Here is a 21,263-nt window from a genome sequence, read left to right on the forward strand (position 1 = left end):
TTGTTTAAATAGAATAAAACTCTGTTTTTTAACGATTCATTAAACTATTTGTGAGCAGAGTAGCGGGTCACGCCCCCCGCTTTTGCTACGCTGGGCGCTTATTGGCGAGGATAAATCCATGATTAAGAATGAACAGAAATGATGCAATTCGCACTAATTTGGGAATATTAATTTAACTCATTGTTTAATAATGATTTTTATCGAATGGTGACGGGAGTCGCTCTGATGTGTGTTGCCTTGAATTGGGGCGCAAATCACAGTATATTCGCGGGTTACAAGCCCTCAGAGTGACAGCCAAGCTGGTAGATGCCAGCTTTTTTTCTCTGCGGATGGACCCGAGATAGATTGAGAGGATTCAAGCGTGATGGAATCGGCGGTACCCCAGCGCCAGGGCCTTTACGACCCTGCGAATGAACACGACGCCTGTGGTGTTGGTTTTGTAGCCCACATGAAAGGGCAGAAGAGCCACAGTATCGTTGAACAAGGATTGTTGATCCTGAAGAACCTGGATCACCGGGGTGCAGTCGGTGCCGACCCGTTACAGGGTGATGGCGCTGGTATCCTGATCCAGATCCCGGATCAACTTTACCGTGCCGAAATGGCCAAGCAAGGTGTAGAACTGCCAGCTTACGGTGAGTATGGCGTGGGCATGATATTCCTGCCCCAGGAAACTGCCTCCCGCATGGCCTGTGAAGAAGAGATCGAGCGCGCCGTGCGTGCCGAAGGCCAAGTGGTGCTGGGCTGGCGCGATGTGCCGGTGAATGCCGAGTGCCCCATGTCTCCTGTGGTCAAGGCCAAAGAGCCTGTCATCCGCCAGATCTTCGTCGGCCGTGGCAGCGATATCCTGGTGACCGATGCCCTGGAACGTAAGCTCTACATCATCCGCAAGTGTTGCTCTCATGCCATCCGTGGCTTGAAGCTCAAGCACTGTGGCGAATTCTACGTGCCCTCCTTCTCGGCTCGTACCGTCAACTACAAGGGTCTGCTGCTGGCCGATCAGGTTGGCCTCTACTACCACGACCTGGCGGATGAGCGTTGCGTCTCCGCGCTGGCGTTGGTGCATCAACGCTTCTCTACCAATACCTTCCCCACCTGGGATCTGGCTCACCCCTTCCGTCTGATTGCCCACAACGGGGAAATCAACACGGTGCGCGGTAACGTCAACTGGATGCGTGCCCGTGAGCGCGCCATCACCTCGCCGGTACTGGGCGAGGATCTGAACAAGGTCTGGCCGCTGATCTATCCGGGTCAGTCTGACTCCGCCTCCTTCGACAACGCCCTGGAGCTGTTGGTGATGGGCGGTTACTCCCTGGCCCATGCCGTGATGATGATGATCCCGGAAGCCTGGGAAAAGCACAACACCATGGACCACAAGCGCCGCGCCTTCTACGAATACCATGCGGCCATGATGGAGCCTTGGGATGGTCCGGCGGCGGTGGCCTTCACCGATGGTCGCCAGATCGGTGCCACCCTGGATCGTAACGGTCTGCGTCCGGCCCGCTACCTGGTCACCAAAGATGACCTGGTGGTCATGGCTTCCGAGTCTGGCGTGCTGCCTATCGAAGATTCCCGCATCGCCCAGAAGTGGCGTCTGCAGCCAGGCAAGATGTTCCTCATCGACATGGAACAGGGCCGCATCATTGACGACCAGGAGCTGAAAAACTCCCTGGCCCATGCCAAGCCTTATGCCGAGTGGATCGACAAGATCCGCATCAAGCTGGATGACATAGAGTGCGAGCCTGCCAAGGTTGAACTCAAGGCCGGGATCCTGGATCTGCAACAGGCGTTTGGTTACACCCAGGAAGATATCAAGGTGTTGATGACCCCCATGGCCGAAAATGGCGAAGAGGCCATCGGCTCCATGGGTAACGACTCCTCCTTGACCGTGCTCTCCAAGAAAGAGAAGCCGCTCTACAGCTACTTCCGTCAGCTGTTCGCCCAGGTCACCAACCCGCCCATCGACCCGATCCGCGAAGAGCTGGTCATGTCCCTGGTCTCCTTCGTTGGGCCTAAGCCGAACCTGCTGAATAACGCCGATATCAATCCGCCCATCCGACTGGAAGTGGCGCAGCCTGTGCTCTCTGCCAAGCAGATGGCCAAGATCCGCGATATCGAGCAGTTCACCGGCAACAAGTTCCGCTCCCATGAGCTGGATATCACCTATCCGCTGGCGTGGGGCAAGGAAGGGATTGAAGCCCGTCTGGCCTCTCTGGCGGCTGAAGCCGAAGATGCGGTCAAGCATGGCTCTAACATACTGATCCTCTCCGACCGTAAGGTCTCCAAGGATCAGCTGGCCATCCCGGCACTGCTGGCCACCTCAGCCGTACATCAACGTCTGGTCAAGCGTGGCCTGCGTACCAGTACCGGTCTGGTGGTGGAAACCGGTTCTGCCCGTGAAGTTCACCACTTTGCCCTGCTGGGTGGTTACGGTGCTGAAGCTATCCATCCTTGGCTGGCGGTAGAAACCCTGCGCGAAATGGCGCAAGGCGATGCCGAAAAAGCAGACAAGTATGTGAAGAACTTCACCAAGGCCGTGGGTAAGGGTCTGTGCAAGGTGATGTCCAAGATGGGTATCTCCACCTACATGTCCTACACTGGCGCCCAGATCTTCGAAGCGGTCGGTCTGCAGAAGGCCTTCGTCGAGAAGTACTTCACCAGCACCCCCTCCAACATCGAAGGGATTGGTCTGTTCGAAGTGGCTGAAGAGGCTATCCGCCTGCATGAGGCGGCATTCTCTGCCGATCCTGTGCTGGCCGACATGCTGGATGCCGGTGGTGACTATGCCTTCCGTATCCGCGGTGAAGAGCATATGTGGACGCCGGACGCCATTGCCAAGCTGCAACACGCCACCCGCAGCGGCAAGTTCGACAACTACAAGGAATACGCCCAGATCATCAACGATCAGACCAAGCGTCACCTGACGCTGCGTGGTCTGTTTGAGATCAAGAAGGCGGCTGAACCTGTACCGCTGGATGAAGTGGAATCCGCCAAGGATATCGTCAAGCGTTTCGCTACCGGCGCCATGTCCCTGGGCTCCATCTCTACCGAAGCGCACACCACCCTGGCCGTGGCCATGAACCGGATTGGCGGTAAGTCCAACACAGGTGAAGGTGGTGAAGACGCCAAGCGTTTCATTCCGGTCAGCCAGCCGACGCTGCTCTCCGAGATCATCGGTGCCTCGCGCATCGAGCGTGATCTGCAACTGCAAACCGGCGACAGCCTGCGTTCTGCCATCAAGCAGGTCGCCTCTGGCCGTTTCGGTGTGACTGCCGAATACCTGGTCAATGCCGACCAGATCCAGATCAAGATGGCACAAGGTGCCAAGCCGGGTGAAGGTGGTCAGCTGCCGGGTCACAAGGTTTCCGAGTATATCGGTTACCTGCGTCACTCAGTGCCAGGTGTGGGCCTCATCTCCCCGCCGCCGCACCATGACATCTACTCCATCGAAGATTTGGCGCAGCTCATTCATGATCTGAAGAACGTCAACTCCGCGGCTTCCATCTCGGTGAAGCTGGTATCGGAAGTGGGTGTGGGTACGGTTGCCGCCGGTGTTTCCAAGGCCAAGGCCGATCACGTGGTGATCGCCGGTCACGATGGCGGCACCGGGGCTTCTCCGCAATCTTCCATCAAGCATGCTGGCTCCGCTTGGGAGCTGGGTCTGGCTGAAACTCAGCAGACGCTGGTGCTGAACCAACTGCGTAGCCGCATTCGCGTTCAGGTTGACGGTCAGATGAAGACCGGCCGTGACGTCATCATTGGCGCCCTGTTGGGTGCAGATGAGTTCGGCTTCGCCACCGCACCTCTGGTGGTGGAAGGGTGTATCATGATGCGTAAGTGTCACCTGAACACCTGTCCGGTGGGCGTGGCGACTCAGGATCCGGAACTGCGTAAGCGTTTCACCGGTCAACCTGAGCACGTGGTCAACTACTTCTTCTTCGTCGCCGAAGAAGCGCGGCAGATCATGGCCGAGATGGGGATCCGCAAGTTTGACGACCTCATCGGTCGCTCCGACCTGCTGGACAAGCAGGCCGGGGTTGAGCATTGGAAGGCCCAGGGTCTGGACTTCTCCAAGGTCTTCTTCCAGCCGGATGTTCCTGCCACAGTGGCGCGTCTGCACACCGATATCCAGGATCATGCTCTGGAGAAGGCGCTGGATCAGCAACTGGTTGCCCAAGCCCAGCCTGCTCTGGAAAAGGGTGAAGCGGTTAAGATTGAGCTGCCCATCAAGAACATCAACCGCACCGTGGGCGCCATGCTCTCCGGTGAGGTGGCCAAGCGCTACGGCAATGACGGTCTGCCAGTTGGCACCATCCAGGTTCGCCTGAACGGTACTGCCGGTCAGAGTTTTGCCGCCTTCCTGGCCAAGGGTATTACCCTGGAGCTGGTGGGTGAGGGTAACGACTATGTGGCCAAGGGTCTCTCCGGTGGTCGCGTCATTATCCGTCCCAGCGACGCCTTCACGCCTGAGCCCGCTAACAACATCATCTGTGGTAACACTGTGATGTACGGTGCGACCGATGGGGAAGCTTTCCTCAATGGGGTAGCCGGTGAGCGTTTCTGCGTGCGTAACTCCGGTGGTATCGCCGTAGTGGAAGGGGTCGGTGACCACGGTTGTGAATACATGACGGGTGGTACCGTTGTGGTTCTGGGTCAGACAGGGCGTAACTTCGCGGCCGGTATGTCAGGCGGTATCGCCTACGTGCTGGACGAAGAGGATAACTTTGTTGACCGTTGCAACCTGGCCCAGGTCGCCCTGGAGAAGGTTCAGCCCGAGGCACAACAAGCCAAGGATGAGCCCCTGCACCGCGCCCAGGCTGACGAAGTGCTGCTCAAGGGTCTCATCGCCCAGCATGCCGAGTTCACCGGTAGCCCACGCGCCAAGTCCATCCTGGCCGATTGGGACAGCTACCGTGGCAAGTTCGTCAAGGTCTATCCGAATGAATATCGCCGCGCCCTGAAGGAATTGGCAGCGGCCAAGCAACAGCAGAAGGAGATTGCGTAATGGGTAAGCCAACCGGTTTTCTCGAATTCGAGCGAGTCAAAGAGACCTACGCCCCGGTTGCTGAGCGCGTCAAACACTATGGCGAGTTCGTGCCAACCCTGACCGTAGAAGAAGCCAAGCAGCAGGGCGCCCGCTGCATGGATTGTGGTATCCCGTTCTGCAACAACGGCTGCCCGGTGAACAACATCATTCCGGACTGGAATGATCTGGTCTACCGTGGCAACTGGCAGCAGGCGATCAAGGTGCTGCACTCCACTAACAACTTCCCCGAATTCACTGGCCGGATCTGTCCGGCCCCGTGTGAAGCGGCCTGTACCCTGGGCATCAATGCCGCACCGGTAGGCATCAAGTCTATCGAACGCGCCATCATTGACCGCGCCTGGGAGAATGGCTGGGTCCTGCCACAACCGGCTGCCGTTAAAACCGGCAAGAAGGTCGCTGTGGTCGGTGCGGGCCCTGCCGGTATGGCGGCGGCCCAGCAGTTGGCCCGAGTTGGCCACGACGTGACCCTGTTCGAGAAGAACGATCGGGTCGGTGGTCTGCTGCGCTACGGTATTCCTGACTTCAAGCTCGACAAGTCCGTAATTGACCGTCGTGTGGCCCAGCTGGTTGCCGAAGGCGTCACCATCAAGACCAAGACGCTGGTCTGCAGCGACAAGGCTCTGCCCAAGGGCGTGGTAAATGATGCCACGACGCTGGTCACGCCAGCCGAGCTGGATGCCCAGTTTGATGCGGTGATCCTGACCGGTGGTTCCGAGACCCCGCGTGATCTGCCGGTTCCGGGTCGTGAGAATTCAGGCATTCACTTTGCTCTGGAATTCCTCATTCCCCAGAACAAGGAAGTGGCTGGCGACAGCAAGAACCCCCTCCACGCCGCGGGTAAGCATGTAGTGGTGATTGGTGGGGGTGATACCGGCTCTGACTGCGTGGGTACCTCCAACCGTCACGGCGCCGCCTCTATCACCCAGCTGGAAGTGATGCCACAACCGCCGGAGCAAGAGAACAAGCCGCTGACCTGGCCCTACTGGCCGCTCAAGATGCGCACCTCCTCCTCCCACGATGAGGGGTGTGTCCGCGAGTTTGCCGTCTCTACCAAGGAGTTCATCGGTGAAAACGGCAAGCTGACCGCTCTCAAGCTGGTCAAGGTCGAGTTCGTCGATGGCAAGCTGGTGGAGATCGCTGGCTCCGAGTTTGAGCTGAAGGCGGATCTGGTGTTCCTGGCCATGGGCTTTACCCAGCCGCTCGCCAAGGTGCTGGATAGCTTCGGTATTGACAAGGATGGTCGTGGCAATGCCAAGGCCACCACTGACGGTGCTGGTTGCTACGCCACCTCCAAGCCTAAGGTCTTCGCCGCCGGTGATATCCGCCGTGGTCAATCCCTGGTGGTCTGGGCCATTCGCGAAGGGCGTCAATGTGCCCGTGAAGTGGATCAGTTCCTGATGGGCTCCAGCACGCTGCCGCGCTAACTCTTGTTGCGCTCATAAAAAAACCCGCTTCGGCGGGTTTTTTTTATGGCATCAGCTTGGGGCTTACGCCGGCAGCTCATCGCTGTAGACGCAGACATTCCATTTGGCTACCAGCCCATCCGGGCTGACACACTGCTGCTCGAAGAAGGCTTTGATATAGGGCTTCTGGCAGTGCGCCTCGAACAGCTCCATATTGGCCCAGATTTCGTTGAACACCAGGGGGAAGCTGGTGCCCTCGGCAAAGGGGCTGGGAATGTGGCGGGTGATGCGGTACTGCACGCAGCCATCCTCGCGCAGGGTGTCGGGCTCCAGCGCCTGCAACACCCGAAACAACGCTTCCAGCTGGCCCGGTTTGGGCTCGAACTGGGCGATGCAGTAAACACGTTGACTCATTTTCTCTCCTTGGGGAAGGCTTGGTATAAAACGCTATTCTCTGCCTGTTTATCCGGTAAATGAAGCGGGTTTGCAAGTGGCAGAGGCTGAGTCTCTAGGCGCTGTACCTCTCCTGTTAACCCTATGAGCAAGAAGCGGGAGGGGTTAGATAATGCTCGTCTACCAGCTGGCCAGAAGAAACAGATAGCATGCAACACGCCGATCTACTCCGCCATCCGATCTACTCTGCCATAGGCTAGTTGCAGAGAGCTCTGCATACTACTGGTGTGATATGGCGACCCGAATGTTTTCATTTTCATGGCATTTCTGTTCACGTTATAAAGGGCCGTTTCCGGCCCTTTGCAGTTTTTATTTTCCGGCCTGGGATTTTGCTTTCTTGGCGTCGTTGTCGCGAATGGCAATGGTGGCGCTGGCCTGGGCTCCGACTTCACCACCCTTGACCTTGGCGATGCTCACCACCAGTTGCTCGGTCTGCTCCTTGCTCCAGTCATCCAGGATCCACAGGCGCAGGGCGCGCGGTGAGGCGTCACCGGCTGGCCAGTAGAAGCTGGTGTTGCCCCAGGAGATAAAGTCATGCCAGGGCAGGGCGGTGCCGCCATTAAGCTTGAGCTGGACGCGCAGGGGTTGGCTCAGATCGCCACTGCGCTCCAGCGGAATGCGCAGCCAGCCACGGTTTTCGCCGATGCGGGTCGGCGTCTTGCCGAGATTCACCAGGGCTGGCGGCAGATCGGCAATGGTGATGGTGCTGTGGCTGGTTTCTCCCAGGCTGGCACCGCTGGCATCAAAGAGCTCGATCTGGCACTGCTCGTCGCCTTCGAGCAGCTTGTCGCTCTTGAGCACCAGGCTGATGCTCTGCTCTCCCTCCGCTCCGGCGGCCCAGTGCAGGGTGCCCTGCGTCAGGCTCACATCCTGCTCGTCCGTGCTGTTGTGGCTCAGTCGGTAGCTGACGCTGGCCTCGCCACGGCTGCCGCCGCTGCGTTTGACCAGTAACTGCAGTGTGCTGCCTTCCTTGCCCTGGGCCGTGGCCGAGGTGAGGCTCAGGTTGCCGGTCGGGGCTTGCGGATAGCTGATGGCAATCAGTATGGGATCGTGATCCGAGGAGCTGTAGGGGTTCTCGGACTTGGCCAGGCTGCCGGTATATTGCGGGCTGTACTCAAACAGATTGCTCTCGGCGGCGTTGATATGCCAATCCTCGATCCCTATGACCTTGGCGGCTAACTTGCGGTTGGCCAACGCCTGATCCAGGTTGCCCAGCTCGCCTTCATAGCTGTAGGAGTAGGTGTCGGTGCCGTGGAACCGGGTATTGAGGTTGATAAGCCCCAGTCCCTTGTCGATGGCGCTGCCTGTGACCTCGTACTCTTCACCCGCCAGTCGGGTATGGGCGGCGGTGGTGATGGCCCGCTCACCGGCCACGGCCTGGTAGTCGGTCAATACCCGCACCGGATCTTCCTGGCCGTAGGCGTTGAGATCGCCCAGCAGCAGCAGATCGCCGCTCTCGTCGGCGAGAGTGTCGCGCAGCACCTTGGCGGCGGAGACCCGCAGGGCGTTGCAGTGGCCCTGCAGATCCAGCGGTTCGGCACTCACATAGTCGGGGTAATCTTCAAAGCAGGCCGAGCCCTTGGACTTGAGGTGGTTGACCACCAGAGTCAGCGGCGCATCGGCGTTGGGGGCGGTGAATTGCTGCAGCAGGGCATCGCGCATGGCCTGATTGATGGTCACGCTGTTGCCCTTGGCATCTTGTGCCGTGGCGCTCTGGGTCGGCATGGGCAGAATGCGGGCGCTGCCAGTGGGCGTGACCCGGGCCGGACGATAGATCAATCCCACCGTGATGGCATCGCTGCCGATGGGCTGGCCATCGGGGGAGGCGACATAGGCGTAGTGATCGTCCGGATTAGCCAGGGTGGCGTTGAGTGTCGTCACCAGATTGGCGATGGCCGAGTTGCTGCCATAGCCGTTATTTTCGATCTCCATCAGCCCGACCACATCGGCATTGAGCAGGCGCAGGGCGTTGACTATCTTGCTGCGCTGCAGCTGGAAGTCGGCCTGGGTGGTAGCGCCGCGATTGGTGCCGGTAGGGTTGGCATCGCCGCCTATGGCTGTGGTGAAGAAGTTAAGCACATTGAAGCTGGCCACCCGCAGATCGCCGCTGTTGGCAAGCTCCGGCTCGGCACGGCGATCCCAGCCGCTGGCGTCGATATCGGCGGCGCCAATCTGGTTATCGGTCAGCAGCCGGTAGTGATCATAGGAGTAGCCCAGCACTCCGCTTAAGTTGCTGATGCGGGCGCCGATGCGCAGGTAGTTGCTGTCGGCATCCAGCGCCGGATACCAGGGCACCACCCCATCGGCGGCCTTGGTGTCGCTGTCCACCACCAGTTGATTGAGGCGATTGGCGGCGGCCAGCGCCGTGGCCTCGGCACTCAGGGCCGGATATTTCTGGGTCGGCTTGAAGAGGGGCGCCCCCTGGGAGAGCAGCATATTGTTACGCTTGGCGGCGTAGTCGTAGCCAAAGTTACGGGTGATGCGCAGATCGCTCTGGGGGGTGAGGCGCACCCGCATCCCTTCGTGACGCTCCAGCAGGTTGGCAAGGCTCTCGCCCTCCTCCGGTATCAGGGCCACGGCCTCGGGCAGTTGCACGTTGCTGTCGGTGACCACCATCTGCTCGGCGGCCAGCTCGGTCAGCTGGTAATACTCCTTGATCTTGCCCTGAACGCACACCTCGACCCCGGGTTTGATGTCGGCAGGCACGCTGGTGCTGTAGACAAACAGGCCATCGGAGCTCTGCGGATCACCATCGCCGGTGACATCCTGCAGGAAGAAGCCCTTGTAGAGGCCGCTCACCACCTGGGTGACGCGCCCCTTGGTGGCCAGGGCGCTTGGGGATTCACTCTGTCCCTCGGCGATAAAGGGCGTGCGATCCGAGTCGCCCTGCAGCGCCGGGATGGGCACCAGCACTGAGGGGCAGACAAAGGCGACCGGCGCCTCGCCACAGCTGGCTTCGCCACTGCAACCCAGCCCGGTCACATCATCCTTGGCGGCGGCCACATACTCGGCAGAGGGGTCAAAGCTGGCGGTGGCATCGACCCGACCCTGGGTGATCCCGGCCTGACGGCGCAGTGTCATATCCAGGGTGGTGAGGCCGTTGCCGATCCAGGCGGTGCCGGGATCGACACCCACCTGACCTAAGCTGTCGATCACTTCCTCATTACGGTAGAGCACCAGCGCATCATCACCGTTGAAGTTGGCGACGGCAGAGAGCAGGGTGGCCTTGGCCTTCAAGGTGGCATCCGCTGAGGAGTTCACCAGCACCATGGAGGCACCGGGGGCCAGCGAGCCGGAGAGGCTCTGGCTATTGGTGGGGGTCTCGCTGATGGCACGGCCGTTGGCAAAGAGGGCGAGGCGGTATTGGGCCAGATCCAGGGGCGCGGTGCCGCTGTTGGTCAGTTCAATGGCCTTGTTATTGCTGCTGCCTTCGAGGTATTCGGTGATCAGCAGTTCGGCCCGGGCCGGTTGGGCAAGCGCCACGGCGATAGCCAGCGCGGAGGCAGAGAGACGCAGGGACATGATTCTTCCTTTGATGATTTGGGCTTCCTTTCGGAAACGAAGCCCCCGCAGCATCCTCCCGATTTATTGCGTGGCCTTGACATCTGGATGGCGTTTTAATGACTCAGTCTGCTAGGAAAAAAGCATTAGTAATCAAGGTGATAGACTAGATTGGCTACCGCTGGCCCCGGCGTGCCGTAAATTAGCGCCATACACAAATACCAATAAAATCAAATAGATACAAAATATTGAATAAAATCAACATGATATATCTTGTTGATTTTATTCAATATTTTATTCGTGTTCCCAGTGGCGGGGGGACGAGGAGGGCGGTGGCGCTGCTTAATCAAAGTGTCATCCGGCGCGAGCACTCTGATGGTGGTGGTTATTCGCGGTTTACGCCTTGTTACCCGTCAGGCCGCGCTATACCTATGGTGGATAACAAAAAATGTTGTTGTAAGGAACCCCGTCATGAATTCCTGTTTTGCCCGCTCTCTACTCTCCGTTCTGGTTGGCTCCTCCCTCTGCCTGCTGCCAGGCTGCAATGTGGATAACAGTGAGTATCCCAAATCCGAGCCCTTTACCCTGAATATCCTGCATATCAATGATCACCACTCCCACCTGCAGGAAGCCAGCGCCGAGCTGACGCTGGCGGGCAAGACCACCCAGGTGCAACTGGGCGGTTTTCCCCGGGTCACGGCGCTGGTAAACCAGCTGGCGGCCAGCAAGCCTCACCCCCTTAAGCTGCACGGCGGTGATGCCATCACAGGGGATCTCTACTACACCCTGTTCCAGGGCGAGGCCGATGCAGCCCTGATGAACAGCATCTGTTTTGATGCCATGGTGGTGGGTAACCACGAGTTCGACAGCGGCGACAAGGGGCTCAAGCAGTTTATCGACTTCCTGCATGGCTCCGCCGCCTGCCAGACTCCCGTGCTGGCGGCCAACGTGGTGCCCGAGTCCGGCGTCTCGCCGCTGGCGCCCAAGGGCGGCAACTACCTCACCCCCTATACCATCAAGCAGTATGGCAACCAGCGCATTGGCGTTATCGGCATCGTCACCGGTGTGAAGACCCAAAGCTCCTCCAGCCCGGATGCCAGCACCCGCTTTTTGGATGAAGCCGCCACGGCGCAGCAGTATATTGATGAGCTAAAGCGTAAGGGGATCGACAAGATAGTGGTGCTGAGTCACTACGGCTACAGCGGCGATCAGGCGCTGGCCGCCAAACTCAACGGCGTGGATGTGATCATAGGCGGGGACTCCCACTCCCTGCTGGGGAGTGGCTTTAGCGAGCTGGGGCTCAATCCGGAAGGGGCCTATCCGACCCAGGTGACGGATGCGGCGGGGAACAGGGTCTGTATCGCCCAGGCCTGGCAGTATGCCAGCGTGGTGGGTGAGCTGGATGTGGCCTTCGATGCCCACGGTCGGGTGGAGAGCTGCAGCGGCACCCCTCATCTGCTATTGGGCGCCAGCTTCAAACAAAAGGATGCCAGCAACAACTATGTGGCCCTCACCGGTGATGCCCTGAGCAGCCTGACGGCGCAGGTGACGGCCAACCCGCTGCTGGCAGTGGTGACGCCGGATCCGGTCGCCCAGACCCAACTCAGTGATTATGCCGCCCAGGTGCAGAGCAAGACGGCCATCACCATAGGCACAGCCAGTGAAGCCCTCTGCCTGTCGCGCATCCCGGGCGACAAGCGCAGTGCCATCTGTGCCCAGAGCGATACCAACGCCCACGGCGCGGACATCAGCAATCTGGTGGCCCAGGCCTTTTTGGCCATGAGCCCGGATGCCGAGGTGGCGATCCAGAATGCCGGTGGCGTACGTACCGATGTGGCAGCTGGCAATATCACCATAGGCACGGCCTATACCCTGCTGCCCTTTGCCAACACCCTGACCAACCTCACCATGACCGGCGCCGAGATCCGCCAAGTGCTCAATGAGGCGGTGGATTACGCCTTTGCCGCCAACGGCTCTACCGGCTCCTACCCCTATGCCGCCGGTCTGCGCTTTGATGTGGATCGCTCCCGGGCTGCCGGGGCGCGGCTTTACAATATCCAGACCCGAGTCAAGGGCAGCAGCCAGTGGCAGGATCTGGACGAGAGCCGCAGCTACAAGGTGGTGACCAACTCCTTCACTGCCATGGGCAAGGATAACTACCTCACCTTTGGCGCGGTTACGGCCAGCGGGCGCGCCGTGAACACCTACCTGGACTACGCCCAATCCTTTGTGGAGTACGTCAAAAAGCAAGGCGTGCTGCAAAAGCCCACGTTGGGCGATTACTCCACCCAGCACTTCTACGACGCCAACGGCCAACTGCAACAGTAGTCCCCACGCTGACAGGCCGGGCCTCAGTCCGGCCTGCATGGCAGGTCAGCAATAGGTATAAAAACAAAAAGGCCCCCCTCTGCCGTTGGATGGGGGCTTTTTATTACTTGGCATATGCCGGAGGGTTACGCCGAAACGCGGTGGCCTGCCATGACCAGGATAATAAAAACTCATCAAAGAAGTACTCATCCGGCGAATTGGCAGCAAAGATGGCGGCGTCCCCCTGTACCGTTAATAACTGTTCTGGAAACTGCAGGGCATCGTTAAACGGGATAAGTGCTACGGCCTTGTTACTACCGGTAGCAAGAGCCAGAAAGGTAAATTGACTGAGCGAGCTAAGGCTTAAGAACTCGGCAAACCGGGCTGTATCGGCAACCCAGAGATCCAGTGTAATAACCGGACGGGTGATCTTCTGATAATCCACCCTGTTATCAGACCAGGGGAGTTGTTCAATATGGTGCCAGAATTGTGCACCCACGCTGGCTGGTAAAAATAGCATTCCGGTTTCCTGTGGTTATGCTGGAGTCATTTGCCCTGCCTTGGCAGGCGTGCTGACGGGACATCCACTTTAGATTGCTGGGTATAAAAACAGCATGTGCTCTTTGAACAGGATAGTTCGGTCGGAGTGGATAATGACTCTACGGATGTCCCCATGGGACGCCGCTTTATCGATTAAAGCCAAAGGCGAAACGAAAAGGACACTCATCCGCTCTGGATGGGTGTCCTTTTTGCTATTTCTAGATTACTTCGGCCCATAGTTCAGACAATTGGCGTCCCTTATAGATGCCACTCGGGGGGATCATTTTTTCCACCCAACCAGCGGCCTCGGAGAATATATGACGCAGTGTGCCTTGAGGTAGCGTCAGCTCGGCGCCACCACAAGAGGCATGCAGTACTATCCGCTCCTGATCCCGGTCTGAAAAAACACCTATCAGGGTTTCGTCAAATGCCATTTCCATTCGCAGTATTGTGCTCTCGACAAGAACATCGCCATCTGCCTCCCCAAATAACACAGGGCTATAACAGCGATCGTATACAGAATTAACCAGTGAGCGATATTGTTCGGCATTGATATTCATCAAGTGCGGGTAAACACCGGACAGGGACTTAAAGCCATTGAACGCAGCATAAAAAAACAAGTCCAGCTCTTCATCAAAGCTATCTTGGCCAAATCTTAGGCCTGCTACCTCAAGAAAAACTCGCCCATACCCGGCATGATCTGATGATGGCGCGATAGACAGGGTTAAACCATTTAAGGAAAACTGTTTCTGGCTCATTATTTACCTTTTAATAACGGTGCTGCCTATTTAGACCGATTGCTCATGCGGCAGTCAATCAAAGAGGGTGTGTCCGGCGGATCTTGTGCAACTGGAGCGGAATTAGGATCAGGACCGTAGGGCGCAATAGCGTAGCGTATTGCGCCGGATAACGCCGATAGCCGACCATAAAAGGCCATTGCATATTGCGCCCTACTTGCTGCTGGCTCCGCCTCGTTGTCCCGTAAGTTGTGGCTGAGTTGGGCGAAGCCCAACGGGTACCACCTTCGTTGAGTTTATAATGGGTTATGTCACTCATCTTTACAGACGATTATGGTTATATTTTTTTGCTTGAATTGAATTTCAATGTTTGCCTTTAAATTTTCAATTTTTATTAAAGACATTACGTTTTGGATATCTGCGTAATTGGCAGCGCCATCCACGACAATAGTCGAGGTGTTCCAGCCTGCGGAAAAGTGAACGCTAATATCGCCACAATACTCAAGATTTTTTCTGGCTTCATTAGTGCAACCGTGATTTATGAATATCACATCACTAATTTCACCAGCTAAATATGACCCTTGTTCGTGAGCAGGACCACCACAACCAGATAGCGATGCAGTTAAAAAATATGACGAAGAATAGTTTAACCATTGGTTTCAAGCTGATGCCTCTTTAAATATGGCTATGTAAAACAATCACTAGATTAATAACTATGGCGTTCGGTGTTGGCCTGCTCGATTGACCCATGCGCGCGATTACGCTTCGCTAATCGCGCCTACGGGGTTAGCAGGAAACGATCAAAAGGTAGTACCTATACACTTTTCTAAAATGGAATACATAGGTTGGTATTGGCAGTGATAACCTGCAATGTTGGCGTGTAACCACTCATCGGCATCGGTCAGTGACCAGTCAATCTCATAACCGCAGTTGATGATCATGTGCTCGAATAAAATTCGTTGTGCTCGCCCGTTTCCTTCGCGAAAGGGATGAACAATATTTAGTTCTGCATAGAATTCAGCGATGCTTTTTATTAGTTCCTGGCGAGGTAGCTCGATAAAAAGCTGGCCATAATTGACACCCGCGAATAATTTACCTGCTTCAACCTGTATGCGCGGGTATGAGCAAAAACGAGTCTCACCCTTTGATATATCAATGGTTCGGAGTTTCCCAGCCCAAGGATATAGATCACTAAATAGTGCTTTATGAGTCAGTGCGAGGTAGTTAAGATCGTAAGGTGGTGGGGCGAACTCAATGGCGTTGGCACATAGAGCCGAGATGTCGCGTTCAGCCTCCTCGAGCCATATATCATCATGAATATCGAGAGCGTTGATCAGAATATCGGTGTTGGGATAACAATAGGGATCAGCTCCGGCTCCGTACTTATCCCGGCTCATTGGGTCACACGCGACCGATATTTTTGCAGCAGACTCTCTTTGCTGGATGCGGTATCGGTAACCGGCTTGAGCCCTTCGAGACGCAGGCTGGCAGCGTAATTTCGGGCGCGAACCTTGGCGGCAAAGGCCTGCTTCTCTTCCAATGTCGGCTTACTCATCCTGATCTCCGGAAAAATTCTGTTTACGGATTATAAATCCAGCGACCAAGGCTGGCTATGTCTCTTTGCTGGCCATTAGCCTGCGGAAGAGTCGATCCCTGGGCTGATCCGTTTTCGCCTGTGGCTGGTCTACCGTACAGGCTTTGGAGCTCCGCCCTTGGTTGGCCCGGTTGATTCAACCAGGCACGCGATTACGCTTCGCTAACCACGCCTACGGGGCTTGGGCAAGGGGATGTGAGGGGATGGGGTAGCCGAGGCGTTGCCCCTTCTCGAAAAAGACAAATAAAATCAAATTGATATAAAACATCCAATAAAATCAATGACATGCAATGTGTTGATTTTATTGTGCATTATATTTGCGTCGGGTGGATGTCCTTCTCCTGATCGTGGGTAAGGATAACTACCTCACCTTTGGCGCCGTCTCCGCCAGCGGGCGCGCCGTGAACACCTACCTGGACTACGCCCAATCCTTTGTGGAGTACGTCAAGCAGCAGGGGGTGCTGCAAAAGCCCGCGTTGGGCGATTACTCCACCCAGCACTTCTACGACGCCAACGGCCAACTGCAACAGTAGTCATCACGCTGACAGGCCGGGCCTCAGTCCGGCCTGCATGGCAGGTCAGCAATAGGGTATAAAAACAAAAAGGCCCCCTCTTCCGTTGGAGGGGGCTTTTTATTACTTGCCATATGCCGGAGGGTTGCTGTTTGTTTTTTGAACTAAACTTCAATCAGCGTCTTCTGAACCAGGTGTCCCGAAATTGGCTCAGAAGAGGGCTCAACGCTGCAATTGTAAGGTCTTATTTAAGGAGTGAATCATGAAACGATTTTTGATGATGGTCGCGGTGAGCGCGTTCTGCCTGGTGGGTTTGGCTGCTTGCAGTTCCCAATATGTGATCAGCACCAAGGATGGCCGGATGTTAACAACAGATAGCAAGCCGAGACTCGATGACACCACAGGCATGTATATCTATGACGATGAGGAAGGACGCGAGACTATGGTTAAAAAGGATGATGTGGTCCAGATACTGGAGCGTTGAGAGTGATGCGTGAAGCGCTAGAGGGGCTGAGCGGCTCCTGGCGGTGGTAGGGTTTTGGGCTTATCCGGGACCCTACAAACTGATATGCAAGGGTTATTTGCAAACTACCAGGGCATGCCAGCAGCCTTGTTGCCGTTGGCCGGCATGCGGGTGGTGCTTTGTGGCTTGCGGCTGCCGAGGCGGATGAGAAGCTGGTGGTGGATGTCCCTCTGGGGCGTCCATAAGCGATAAACGAAAAGGACACTCATCCGCTCTGGATGGGTGTCCTTTTTGCTATTCTCCCTCAGTGGCGCAACCCCTGCGCCGACTGAATAAACACCGCGAGCAATAAGATCAGATACACTAAAGCCAGAAAGGCTCTCAAGGAGAATGGGCAGTGTGGCAACAGATTTGGAGTACAGTGCTGTCGGAGTTTTCCGACATTCCCGACACGGCACAAATTACACGTATCATGCTGCGTCTTCTGGTGGCGGCTCTGCTTGGCGGTCTGCTGGGATACGAGCGGGAACAACATGGCAAGAGTGCCGGGGTTCGCACCCATATGCTGGTTGCCATAGGCGCCGCACTCTTTGTGTTAATCCCCCAGCAAGCAGGCGCCTCCACTGCCGACCTGACCCGGGTGTTGCAGGGACTGATCGCCGGAGTCGGCTTTCTCGGGGCTGGCGCCATCATACTGGGCAATAAGCAGGTAGAGACTCGCGGTCTGACTACGGCAGCAGGCATCTGGGTCACAGCCGCCATCGGCATCGCCGCCGGTATGGGCCGGGAATCAACCGCCGTACTGAGTACTCTGGTTGCTCTGTTTATTCTCTCCGCCGTCCCCTGGTTACTGCGGGTCAAAAAAAACACCAAGGAATAACGGGCCTTGGCGCGGACTGGAGATGAGGGGACGTCTGGAACACGCCATGCGTAGGTTTCACATTTTCTTTGCCCGTAGCGCTAATAGGGATTTACAACTGCCACCCAGGTTTAGAATGGTTAGCCAAGTGACACCTTATGGCTGGCTAACAGCACGTTTGTGCTGGAGGCTCGGTGAAGCTGGCGGTGGATGCCCCCCTGGGGCGCCGTCAGTCATGATAGTGACGTCGACAGTGGATCTGACGTTGCCAATTATTTGGGGTCACAATCCAAACGCTTTTCTTTGTTCATCAGTCAAATACTTGCTGGATGCGCCATGACGTATCAGTAATTGCACAATGGATGCGTGTCCTCTATTGGCGGCATAAGTTAATGCGGTGGCATGCGTTGCCTTATCTGCCCAATTAATATCTGCACCGTTTGCAAGTAGGTATTCTACCATTCCAATATGCCCGTTCATCGATGCCAGCATTAATGCGGTCGCTCCGGTCCAAGGTTCCACGGAATCGATATCATCAAGTTCTGCGAGCAGAGCTTTTAGTTCTTCCATATCACCTGACATGGTTGGGCCATAAAGTCTTTCTCTCAGCTCGATATTTTTTGCTATTTTCGATGCATTAGAACAACAGATTGGTATTAGAACCTGACTGCCAGGTTCTCCTGACATGCCACCACTAATATTTTTGCCTCCTTCTTTTTTAATCCATGTGACAATATCCTGTTCAATGGTCCCTGATGGAGTGCCAATCATATCCAGTGTCACGCTGCTTTTTCTACGATTGACGGATGTAGGTATCCACCAGGAATCAAATTCAATGTCATGTGTTTTATTGATGGATTGTAAATATTCGTGTAATGCTGTGTCACTGTTGCTTTCGATATGTTTTTTGGCACCCTTTACTAAGGTAACAAAGTCGGACGCCTTTGCATCATCTTCAAACTTTACTTTTATCTTGATTTCACATTCTGACATATAGTGTTCTCGTTTTTTGTTAATCGAAGCAAGTAGGGCGCAATACGCTACGCTATTGCGCCTTACGGTCCTAAGCCGGAGATATATCAAGCTGCAGCGCCACTTTCGCCTTCGCGAGTTTACTCATCAGCTCGGGTGAGAAAATTAAACCGTAGTTTCGCTCTCCATAAAGCCCAACAAAATAGTTCATTGTTCCACCCGTAGCAAAAAACTCGGCAAGTTCTTTTTCGTGATTCAGGATCTCGCTGATTGAACGCTCCAGAATGTCTTCAAGTTGCCACTCCTCTGATGAAGTTTCTTCAGTTGTGACATGGGCCGACCAATAACTTTCTGCTCTTGTTCCACCCAGCGAAGTGCCCTTAGGGGTTTTGCGCTCGTCACCAGCAATCCAACAATGGCGTTGCTCCAGCAATAAAATATCCGAGAGGAATGACAGGTCGCGCATTGGATGATCGGCGCGCAATGAAACAACGAAAGAGTATGGATGCATATATGGCCTTAAAATTTTTTAGCGGGAGCAATTCCACATAAGATTACGGAGTGGTGTGGTCTGTAATGGTTGCCAGCAGCGGGAAACCCCAAGGATTGTTTGCGCTGCGAGATGCTTGGATACTGCTTCACCATTCCAAGTTAAAACCCTTGTGCAGAGTGCACGCAGGGGGTTGTGGTGACTAGAAACCCCCGGCTACCCGATTATGTAATTTCAACTCTCGATTAAATCACCGAATTGGTTGTGAACAAGGCGATAACCAAGCCATTCGCTCTTGGGTGTTGCGCCAAGTGATTCATAAAATTCAATTGCTGGAGTATTCCAATCCAAAACACTCCACTCAAAACGACCGCAGTTTTTTTCTTTGGCAATTTGTGCAAGCTCACGAAATAGTGCTTTCCCTGCGCCAAGACCTCGAGATGTTGGTGTAATGTACAGGTCTTCAAGATAAAGCCCATTTTTACCTTGCCATGTCGAATAATTGAAAAAATAAACAGCAAAACCGATGGGCTGATTATTAAGCTCACATATCAGCGCGAAAGTTGATGTATCAGAGCCAAAAATTGAATTTTTAATGTCATCCACAGTTGCGGTCACTTCATGTTCCGCTTTTTCATATCTAGCCAATTCGACCACGAAATTCAATATTGTGGCGGAGTCGTTGATGTTTGCTTTTCGAATTGAAATCATGAGATAGAAACTCAAAAAATAACATTTTAGTTATGGGGCGCGCGGCTTTATGCGCGTCCCAGTGAGCGAAGCGAACGACTTAAACTATTTATTATGCCAGACTGATTATTGTTTTACCTATTCTATTTGCAGCTGCATTTTTTATGGCCGCTTGGAAATCGCTTATGTGAAATACCTGTGAGACAGGAGCTAACTCTGGCTTTTTACTTAAACATGACCAAAGATCAACTTCAACCTCTGCTAGTTTTTCATTAGAAAGCTGATTCAGCCAGGCATCAATACCAAAACCTAACCACGTTAAATTTTTAAACAAAATCGTAGATGTCTGTAGTGTGAAACTTGAGCTATCTAAAATACCGTATGACACAAATGTACCTAGTGGTTTTACATGTTGTATGAGCATTGGAGTTTCTTTACCACCAACCGCATCAATGATGACATCAAAATTAACATCAGCGTACCTCAGGCACCAGGGCGGGAGCATACTTCGTTTGTTTTTCGTCCATCAGGCGTATGACGTTAAAAATCTCGGAGAAAAATGATTTTTCCTGCTGAGTTATGAAATATAGCGCGCCATTTTTGAGTAAAAAACATTCAAAATCAAAGTGTGCTCCCGCCCTGCCTCAGGCACTCCGCTACTGTGTCTGCGCTACTGATAGCTTGTCTGGTTTTCAGATCCAACAACTGATAGCAGTCTTTGTCACGAATCAAACCAAATGGTTTGTGACCTTGTTTATCTGCAATGTAAGCTGATTGCTTTGCAACTACAGAATTTGCCGCAGTATATAAAATCTTGCTGCCTGGATGTTTGATTGAAAAGTCTAGCAGACCCCAAGCTGTTAGCGGGTTTAGAGCAAATTGTGCGGCAACTTCTTGCGCAATGTTTTTGGGTACAATGTATGTTCTGGACACATGAGCGACAGCATATTCAGCCCAAGCCCCCGTTGATCTAAATGCGACTAAATCACCAACCGTTCTGGTTCGTACCTCAGAACCTATAGCGACAATCTCACCATAGCCTTCAATGCCAGCTATTTGTGGAAAGATGGGTTTGACTCGATATCTGCCATTAATAAACAAGAAGTCAGCCGGTTGAATAGTTGCTAATTTGACTTTAATGAGCACTTCGTCAGGAGTTGGAATAGGAGTGTCTTGTGTTGTTAAATGAAGAACTGAAACCGGATCGCCAGAATTACTAAATGTAATGGTTTGCATAGTTGTATGACCTCGTTGAATAGTCATCACAACATACAAGCTAGAGCATGCTCTAAGTCAAGTGTTTTAATTTGTTACATTTTTGCATTTTTGCATCTAGGACGGATAAGTGTGATTGTTCTGTTCTGATCCGCTCATCTAAGGCTTTACGATGAGATTCAAGGATCGTTCTTCGTTGTTGATATGTTGATTCACCGACAGCTTGCAATGCTTGGTATTGTTTAATTTGCTCAAGACTCATACCAATCGATTTCAATTCGGAGATAAAAGTAACCCACTCGATATCTTCTTGTGTATAGATTCTACGGCCAGAATCGTTACGAGAGATATTTGATAATAAACCTAATTTCTCGTAGTAGCGTAGAGTGTGAACACTCAATTTTGTTAACTCAGAAAACTTGGAAATGTTCATTGTCTTCTCCAGGGGCATAAATTTGACTTGTGGGGCAGCGTAGCTGCTGT

Annotated in this window: 18 protein-coding genes; 6 read left to right on the forward strand and 12 right to left on the reverse strand. The window is 54.4% G+C overall.

Annotation, left to right across the window (positions count from 1 at the left end; all coding sequences use genetic code 11):
* Nucleotides 1–364: 364 nt before the first annotated feature.
* The gene (locus ACZYTD_RS03005) at nucleotides 365–5,002 is read left to right on the forward strand and encodes a glutamate synthase-related protein (protein ID WP_463889074.1); all 4,638 of its coding nucleotides are present in this window, start codon (nucleotides 365–367) and stop codon (nucleotides 5,000–5,002) included.
* Nucleotides 5,002–6,468, forward strand: coding sequence for a glutamate synthase subunit beta (locus tag ACZYTD_RS03010; protein WP_463889014.1), 1,467 nt, complete (start codon nucleotides 5,002–5,004; stop codon nucleotides 6,466–6,468). The genes ACZYTD_RS03005 and ACZYTD_RS03010 overlap by 1 nt, the downstream gene beginning before the upstream one ends.
* Nucleotides 6,469–6,531: 63 nt before the next feature.
* On the opposite strand, the gene ACZYTD_RS03015 is transcribed toward ACZYTD_RS03010, so the two are convergent.
* Both ACZYTD_RS03015 and ACZYTD_RS03020 read right to left on the reverse strand, forming a co-directional pair.
* A complete protein-coding gene (locus tag ACZYTD_RS03015; RefSeq protein WP_463889016.1) occupies nucleotides 6,532–6,861 on the reverse strand; it encodes a putative quinol monooxygenase in 330 nt (109 codons plus the stop codon).
* Nucleotides 6,862–7,209: 348 nt separating this feature from the next.
* The gene (locus tag ACZYTD_RS03020; protein WP_463889019.1) at nucleotides 7,210–10,422 is read right to left on the reverse strand and encodes an ExeM/NucH family extracellular endonuclease; all 3,213 of its coding nucleotides are present in this window, start codon (nucleotides 10,420–10,422) and stop codon (nucleotides 7,210–7,212) included.
* Nucleotides 10,423–10,872: 450 nt separating this feature from the next.
* Here ACZYTD_RS03020 and ACZYTD_RS03025 point away from each other — a divergent pair, with 450 nt between their 5' ends.
* Nucleotides 10,873–12,729 carry a bifunctional metallophosphatase/5'-nucleotidase gene (locus tag ACZYTD_RS03025; RefSeq protein WP_463889022.1) on the forward strand — a complete coding sequence of 619 codons (1,857 nt, stop codon included), beginning with the start codon at nucleotides 10,873–10,875 and terminating at the stop codon, nucleotides 12,727–12,729.
* 103 nt (nucleotides 12,730–12,832) lie between these two features.
* Here ACZYTD_RS03025 and ACZYTD_RS03030 read toward each other — a convergent pair whose 3' ends face one another.
* The 4 genes from ACZYTD_RS03030 to ACZYTD_RS03045 all read right to left on the reverse strand — a co-directional run bounded on the left by ACZYTD_RS03030 (nucleotide 12,833) and on the right by ACZYTD_RS03045 (nucleotide 15,540).
* A complete protein-coding gene (locus ACZYTD_RS03030) occupies nucleotides 12,833–13,228 on the reverse strand; it encodes a hypothetical protein (RefSeq protein WP_463889024.1) in 396 nt (131 codons plus the stop codon).
* A 238-nt stretch (nucleotides 13,229–13,466) separates the two neighbouring features.
* Nucleotides 13,467–14,006, reverse strand: a complete 540-nt coding sequence (locus ACZYTD_RS03035) for a hypothetical protein (protein ID WP_463889026.1) — start codon at nucleotides 14,004–14,006, stop codon at nucleotides 13,467–13,469.
* A gap of 779 nt (nucleotides 14,007–14,785) precedes the next feature.
* The gene (locus ACZYTD_RS03040) at nucleotides 14,786–15,382 is read right to left on the reverse strand and encodes a Fic/DOC family protein (protein WP_463889028.1); all 597 of its coding nucleotides are present in this window, start codon (nucleotides 15,380–15,382) and stop codon (nucleotides 14,786–14,788) included.
* Nucleotides 15,379–15,540: a YhfG family protein gene (locus ACZYTD_RS03045; RefSeq protein WP_463889031.1), complete on the reverse strand. Its 162-nt coding sequence runs from the start codon at nucleotides 15,538–15,540 to the stop codon at nucleotides 15,379–15,381. Before ACZYTD_RS03045 ends, ACZYTD_RS03040 begins: the two co-directional genes overlap by 4 nt.
* A 365-nt stretch (nucleotides 15,541–15,905) precedes the next feature.
* Here ACZYTD_RS03045 and ACZYTD_RS03050 point away from each other — a divergent pair, with 365 nt between their 5' ends.
* From ACZYTD_RS03050 to ACZYTD_RS03060, 3 genes are all read left to right on the forward strand, one after another.
* The gene (locus tag ACZYTD_RS03050; protein ID WP_463889034.1) at nucleotides 15,906–16,112 is read left to right on the forward strand and encodes a hypothetical protein; all 207 of its coding nucleotides are present in this window, start codon (nucleotides 15,906–15,908) and stop codon (nucleotides 16,110–16,112) included.
* Between the two features lie 241 nt (nucleotides 16,113–16,353).
* A complete protein-coding gene (locus tag ACZYTD_RS03055; RefSeq protein WP_463889038.1) occupies nucleotides 16,354–16,575 on the forward strand; it encodes a YgdI/YgdR family lipoprotein in 222 nt (73 codons plus the stop codon).
* 376 nt (nucleotides 16,576–16,951) lie between these two features.
* Nucleotides 16,952–17,434: an MgtC/SapB family protein gene (locus tag ACZYTD_RS03060; protein WP_463889040.1), complete on the forward strand. Its 483-nt coding sequence runs from the start codon at nucleotides 16,952–16,954 to the stop codon at nucleotides 17,432–17,434.
* A gap of 261 nt (nucleotides 17,435–17,695) precedes the next feature.
* Here the strand turns inward: ACZYTD_RS03060 and ACZYTD_RS03065 are convergent, their stop codons facing one another.
* The 6 genes from ACZYTD_RS03065 to ACZYTD_RS03090 form a co-directional block, all read right to left on the reverse strand.
* Entirely contained in the window at nucleotides 17,696–18,406 is a 711-nt protein-coding gene (locus ACZYTD_RS03065) for an ankyrin repeat domain-containing protein (RefSeq protein ID WP_463889043.1), read from the reverse strand.
* A 70-nt stretch (nucleotides 18,407–18,476) separates the two neighbouring features.
* On the reverse strand, nucleotides 18,477–18,896 hold the full coding sequence (locus tag ACZYTD_RS03070) for a hypothetical protein (protein WP_463889045.1): 420 nt from the start codon (nucleotides 18,894–18,896) through the stop codon (nucleotides 18,477–18,479).
* A 213-nt stretch (nucleotides 18,897–19,109) separates the two neighbouring features.
* Nucleotides 19,110–19,586 carry an N-acetyltransferase family protein gene (locus tag ACZYTD_RS03075; RefSeq protein ID WP_463889047.1) on the reverse strand — a complete coding sequence of 159 codons (477 nt, stop codon included), beginning with the start codon at nucleotides 19,584–19,586 and terminating at the stop codon, nucleotides 19,110–19,112.
* A 91-nt stretch (nucleotides 19,587–19,677) separates the two neighbouring features.
* The gene (locus tag ACZYTD_RS03080; RefSeq protein ID WP_463889050.1) at nucleotides 19,678–20,070 is read right to left on the reverse strand and encodes a hypothetical protein; all 393 of its coding nucleotides are present in this window, start codon (nucleotides 20,068–20,070) and stop codon (nucleotides 19,678–19,680) included.
* 116 nt (nucleotides 20,071–20,186) lie between these two features.
* Nucleotides 20,187–20,828, reverse strand: coding sequence for an alcohol dehydrogenase catalytic domain-containing protein (locus tag ACZYTD_RS03085; protein WP_463889052.1), 642 nt, complete (start codon nucleotides 20,826–20,828; stop codon nucleotides 20,187–20,189).
* Between the two features lie 25 nt (nucleotides 20,829–20,853).
* A partial coding sequence (locus tag ACZYTD_RS03090) for a MerR family transcriptional regulator (protein ID WP_463889054.1) occupies nucleotides 20,854–21,263 on the reverse strand: 410 nt, incomplete at its 5' end.

This window comes from Pseudaeromonas sp. HNCC25DJ180 (assembly GCF_055413345.1).

Coding starts and splice junctions, on each gene's coding strand:
- ACZYTD_RS03045 (WP_463889031.1), bottom strand. CDS start 15,540: ATGAGTAAGCCGACATTGGAAGAGAAGCAGGCCTTTGCCGCCAAGGTT.
- ACZYTD_RS03080 (WP_463889050.1), bottom strand. CDS start 20,070: ATGCTCCCGCCCTGGTGCCTGAGGTACGCTGATGTTAATTTTGATGTC.
- ACZYTD_RS03025 (WP_463889022.1), top strand. CDS start 10,873: ATGAATTCCTGTTTTGCCCGCTCTCTACTCTCCGTTCTGGTTGGCTCC.
- ACZYTD_RS03055 (WP_463889038.1), top strand. CDS start 16,354: ATGAAACGATTTTTGATGATGGTCGCGGTGAGCGCGTTCTGCCTGGTG.
- ACZYTD_RS03020 (WP_463889019.1), bottom strand. CDS start 10,422: ATGTCCCTGCGTCTCTCTGCCTCCGCGCTGGCTATCGCCGTGGCGCTT.
- ACZYTD_RS03085 (WP_463889052.1), bottom strand. CDS start 20,828: ATGACTATTCAACGAGGTCATACAACTATGCAAACCATTACATTTAGT.
- ACZYTD_RS03010 (WP_463889014.1), top strand. CDS start 5,002: ATGGGTAAGCCAACCGGTTTTCTCGAATTCGAGCGAGTCAAAGAGACC.
- ACZYTD_RS03075 (WP_463889047.1), bottom strand. CDS start 19,586: ATGATTTCAATTCGAAAAGCAAACATCAACGACTCCGCCACAATATTG.
- ACZYTD_RS03005 (WP_463889074.1), top strand. CDS start 365: ATGGAATCGGCGGTACCCCAGCGCCAGGGCCTTTACGACCCTGCGAAT.
- ACZYTD_RS03030 (WP_463889024.1), bottom strand. CDS start 13,228: ATGCTATTTTTACCAGCCAGCGTGGGTGCACAATTCTGGCACCATATT.
- ACZYTD_RS03070 (WP_463889045.1), bottom strand. CDS start 18,896: ATGCATCCATACTCTTTCGTTGTTTCATTGCGCGCCGATCATCCAATG.
- ACZYTD_RS03015 (WP_463889016.1), bottom strand. CDS start 6,861: ATGAGTCAACGTGTTTACTGCATCGCCCAGTTCGAGCCCAAACCGGGC.
- ACZYTD_RS03040 (WP_463889028.1), bottom strand. CDS start 15,382: ATGAGCCGGGATAAGTACGGAGCCGGAGCTGATCCCTATTGTTATCCC.
- ACZYTD_RS03065 (WP_463889043.1), bottom strand. CDS start 18,406: ATGTCAGAATGTGAAATCAAGATAAAAGTAAAGTTTGAAGATGATGCA.
- ACZYTD_RS03035 (WP_463889026.1), bottom strand. CDS start 14,006: ATGAGCCAGAAACAGTTTTCCTTAAATGGTTTAACCCTGTCTATCGCG.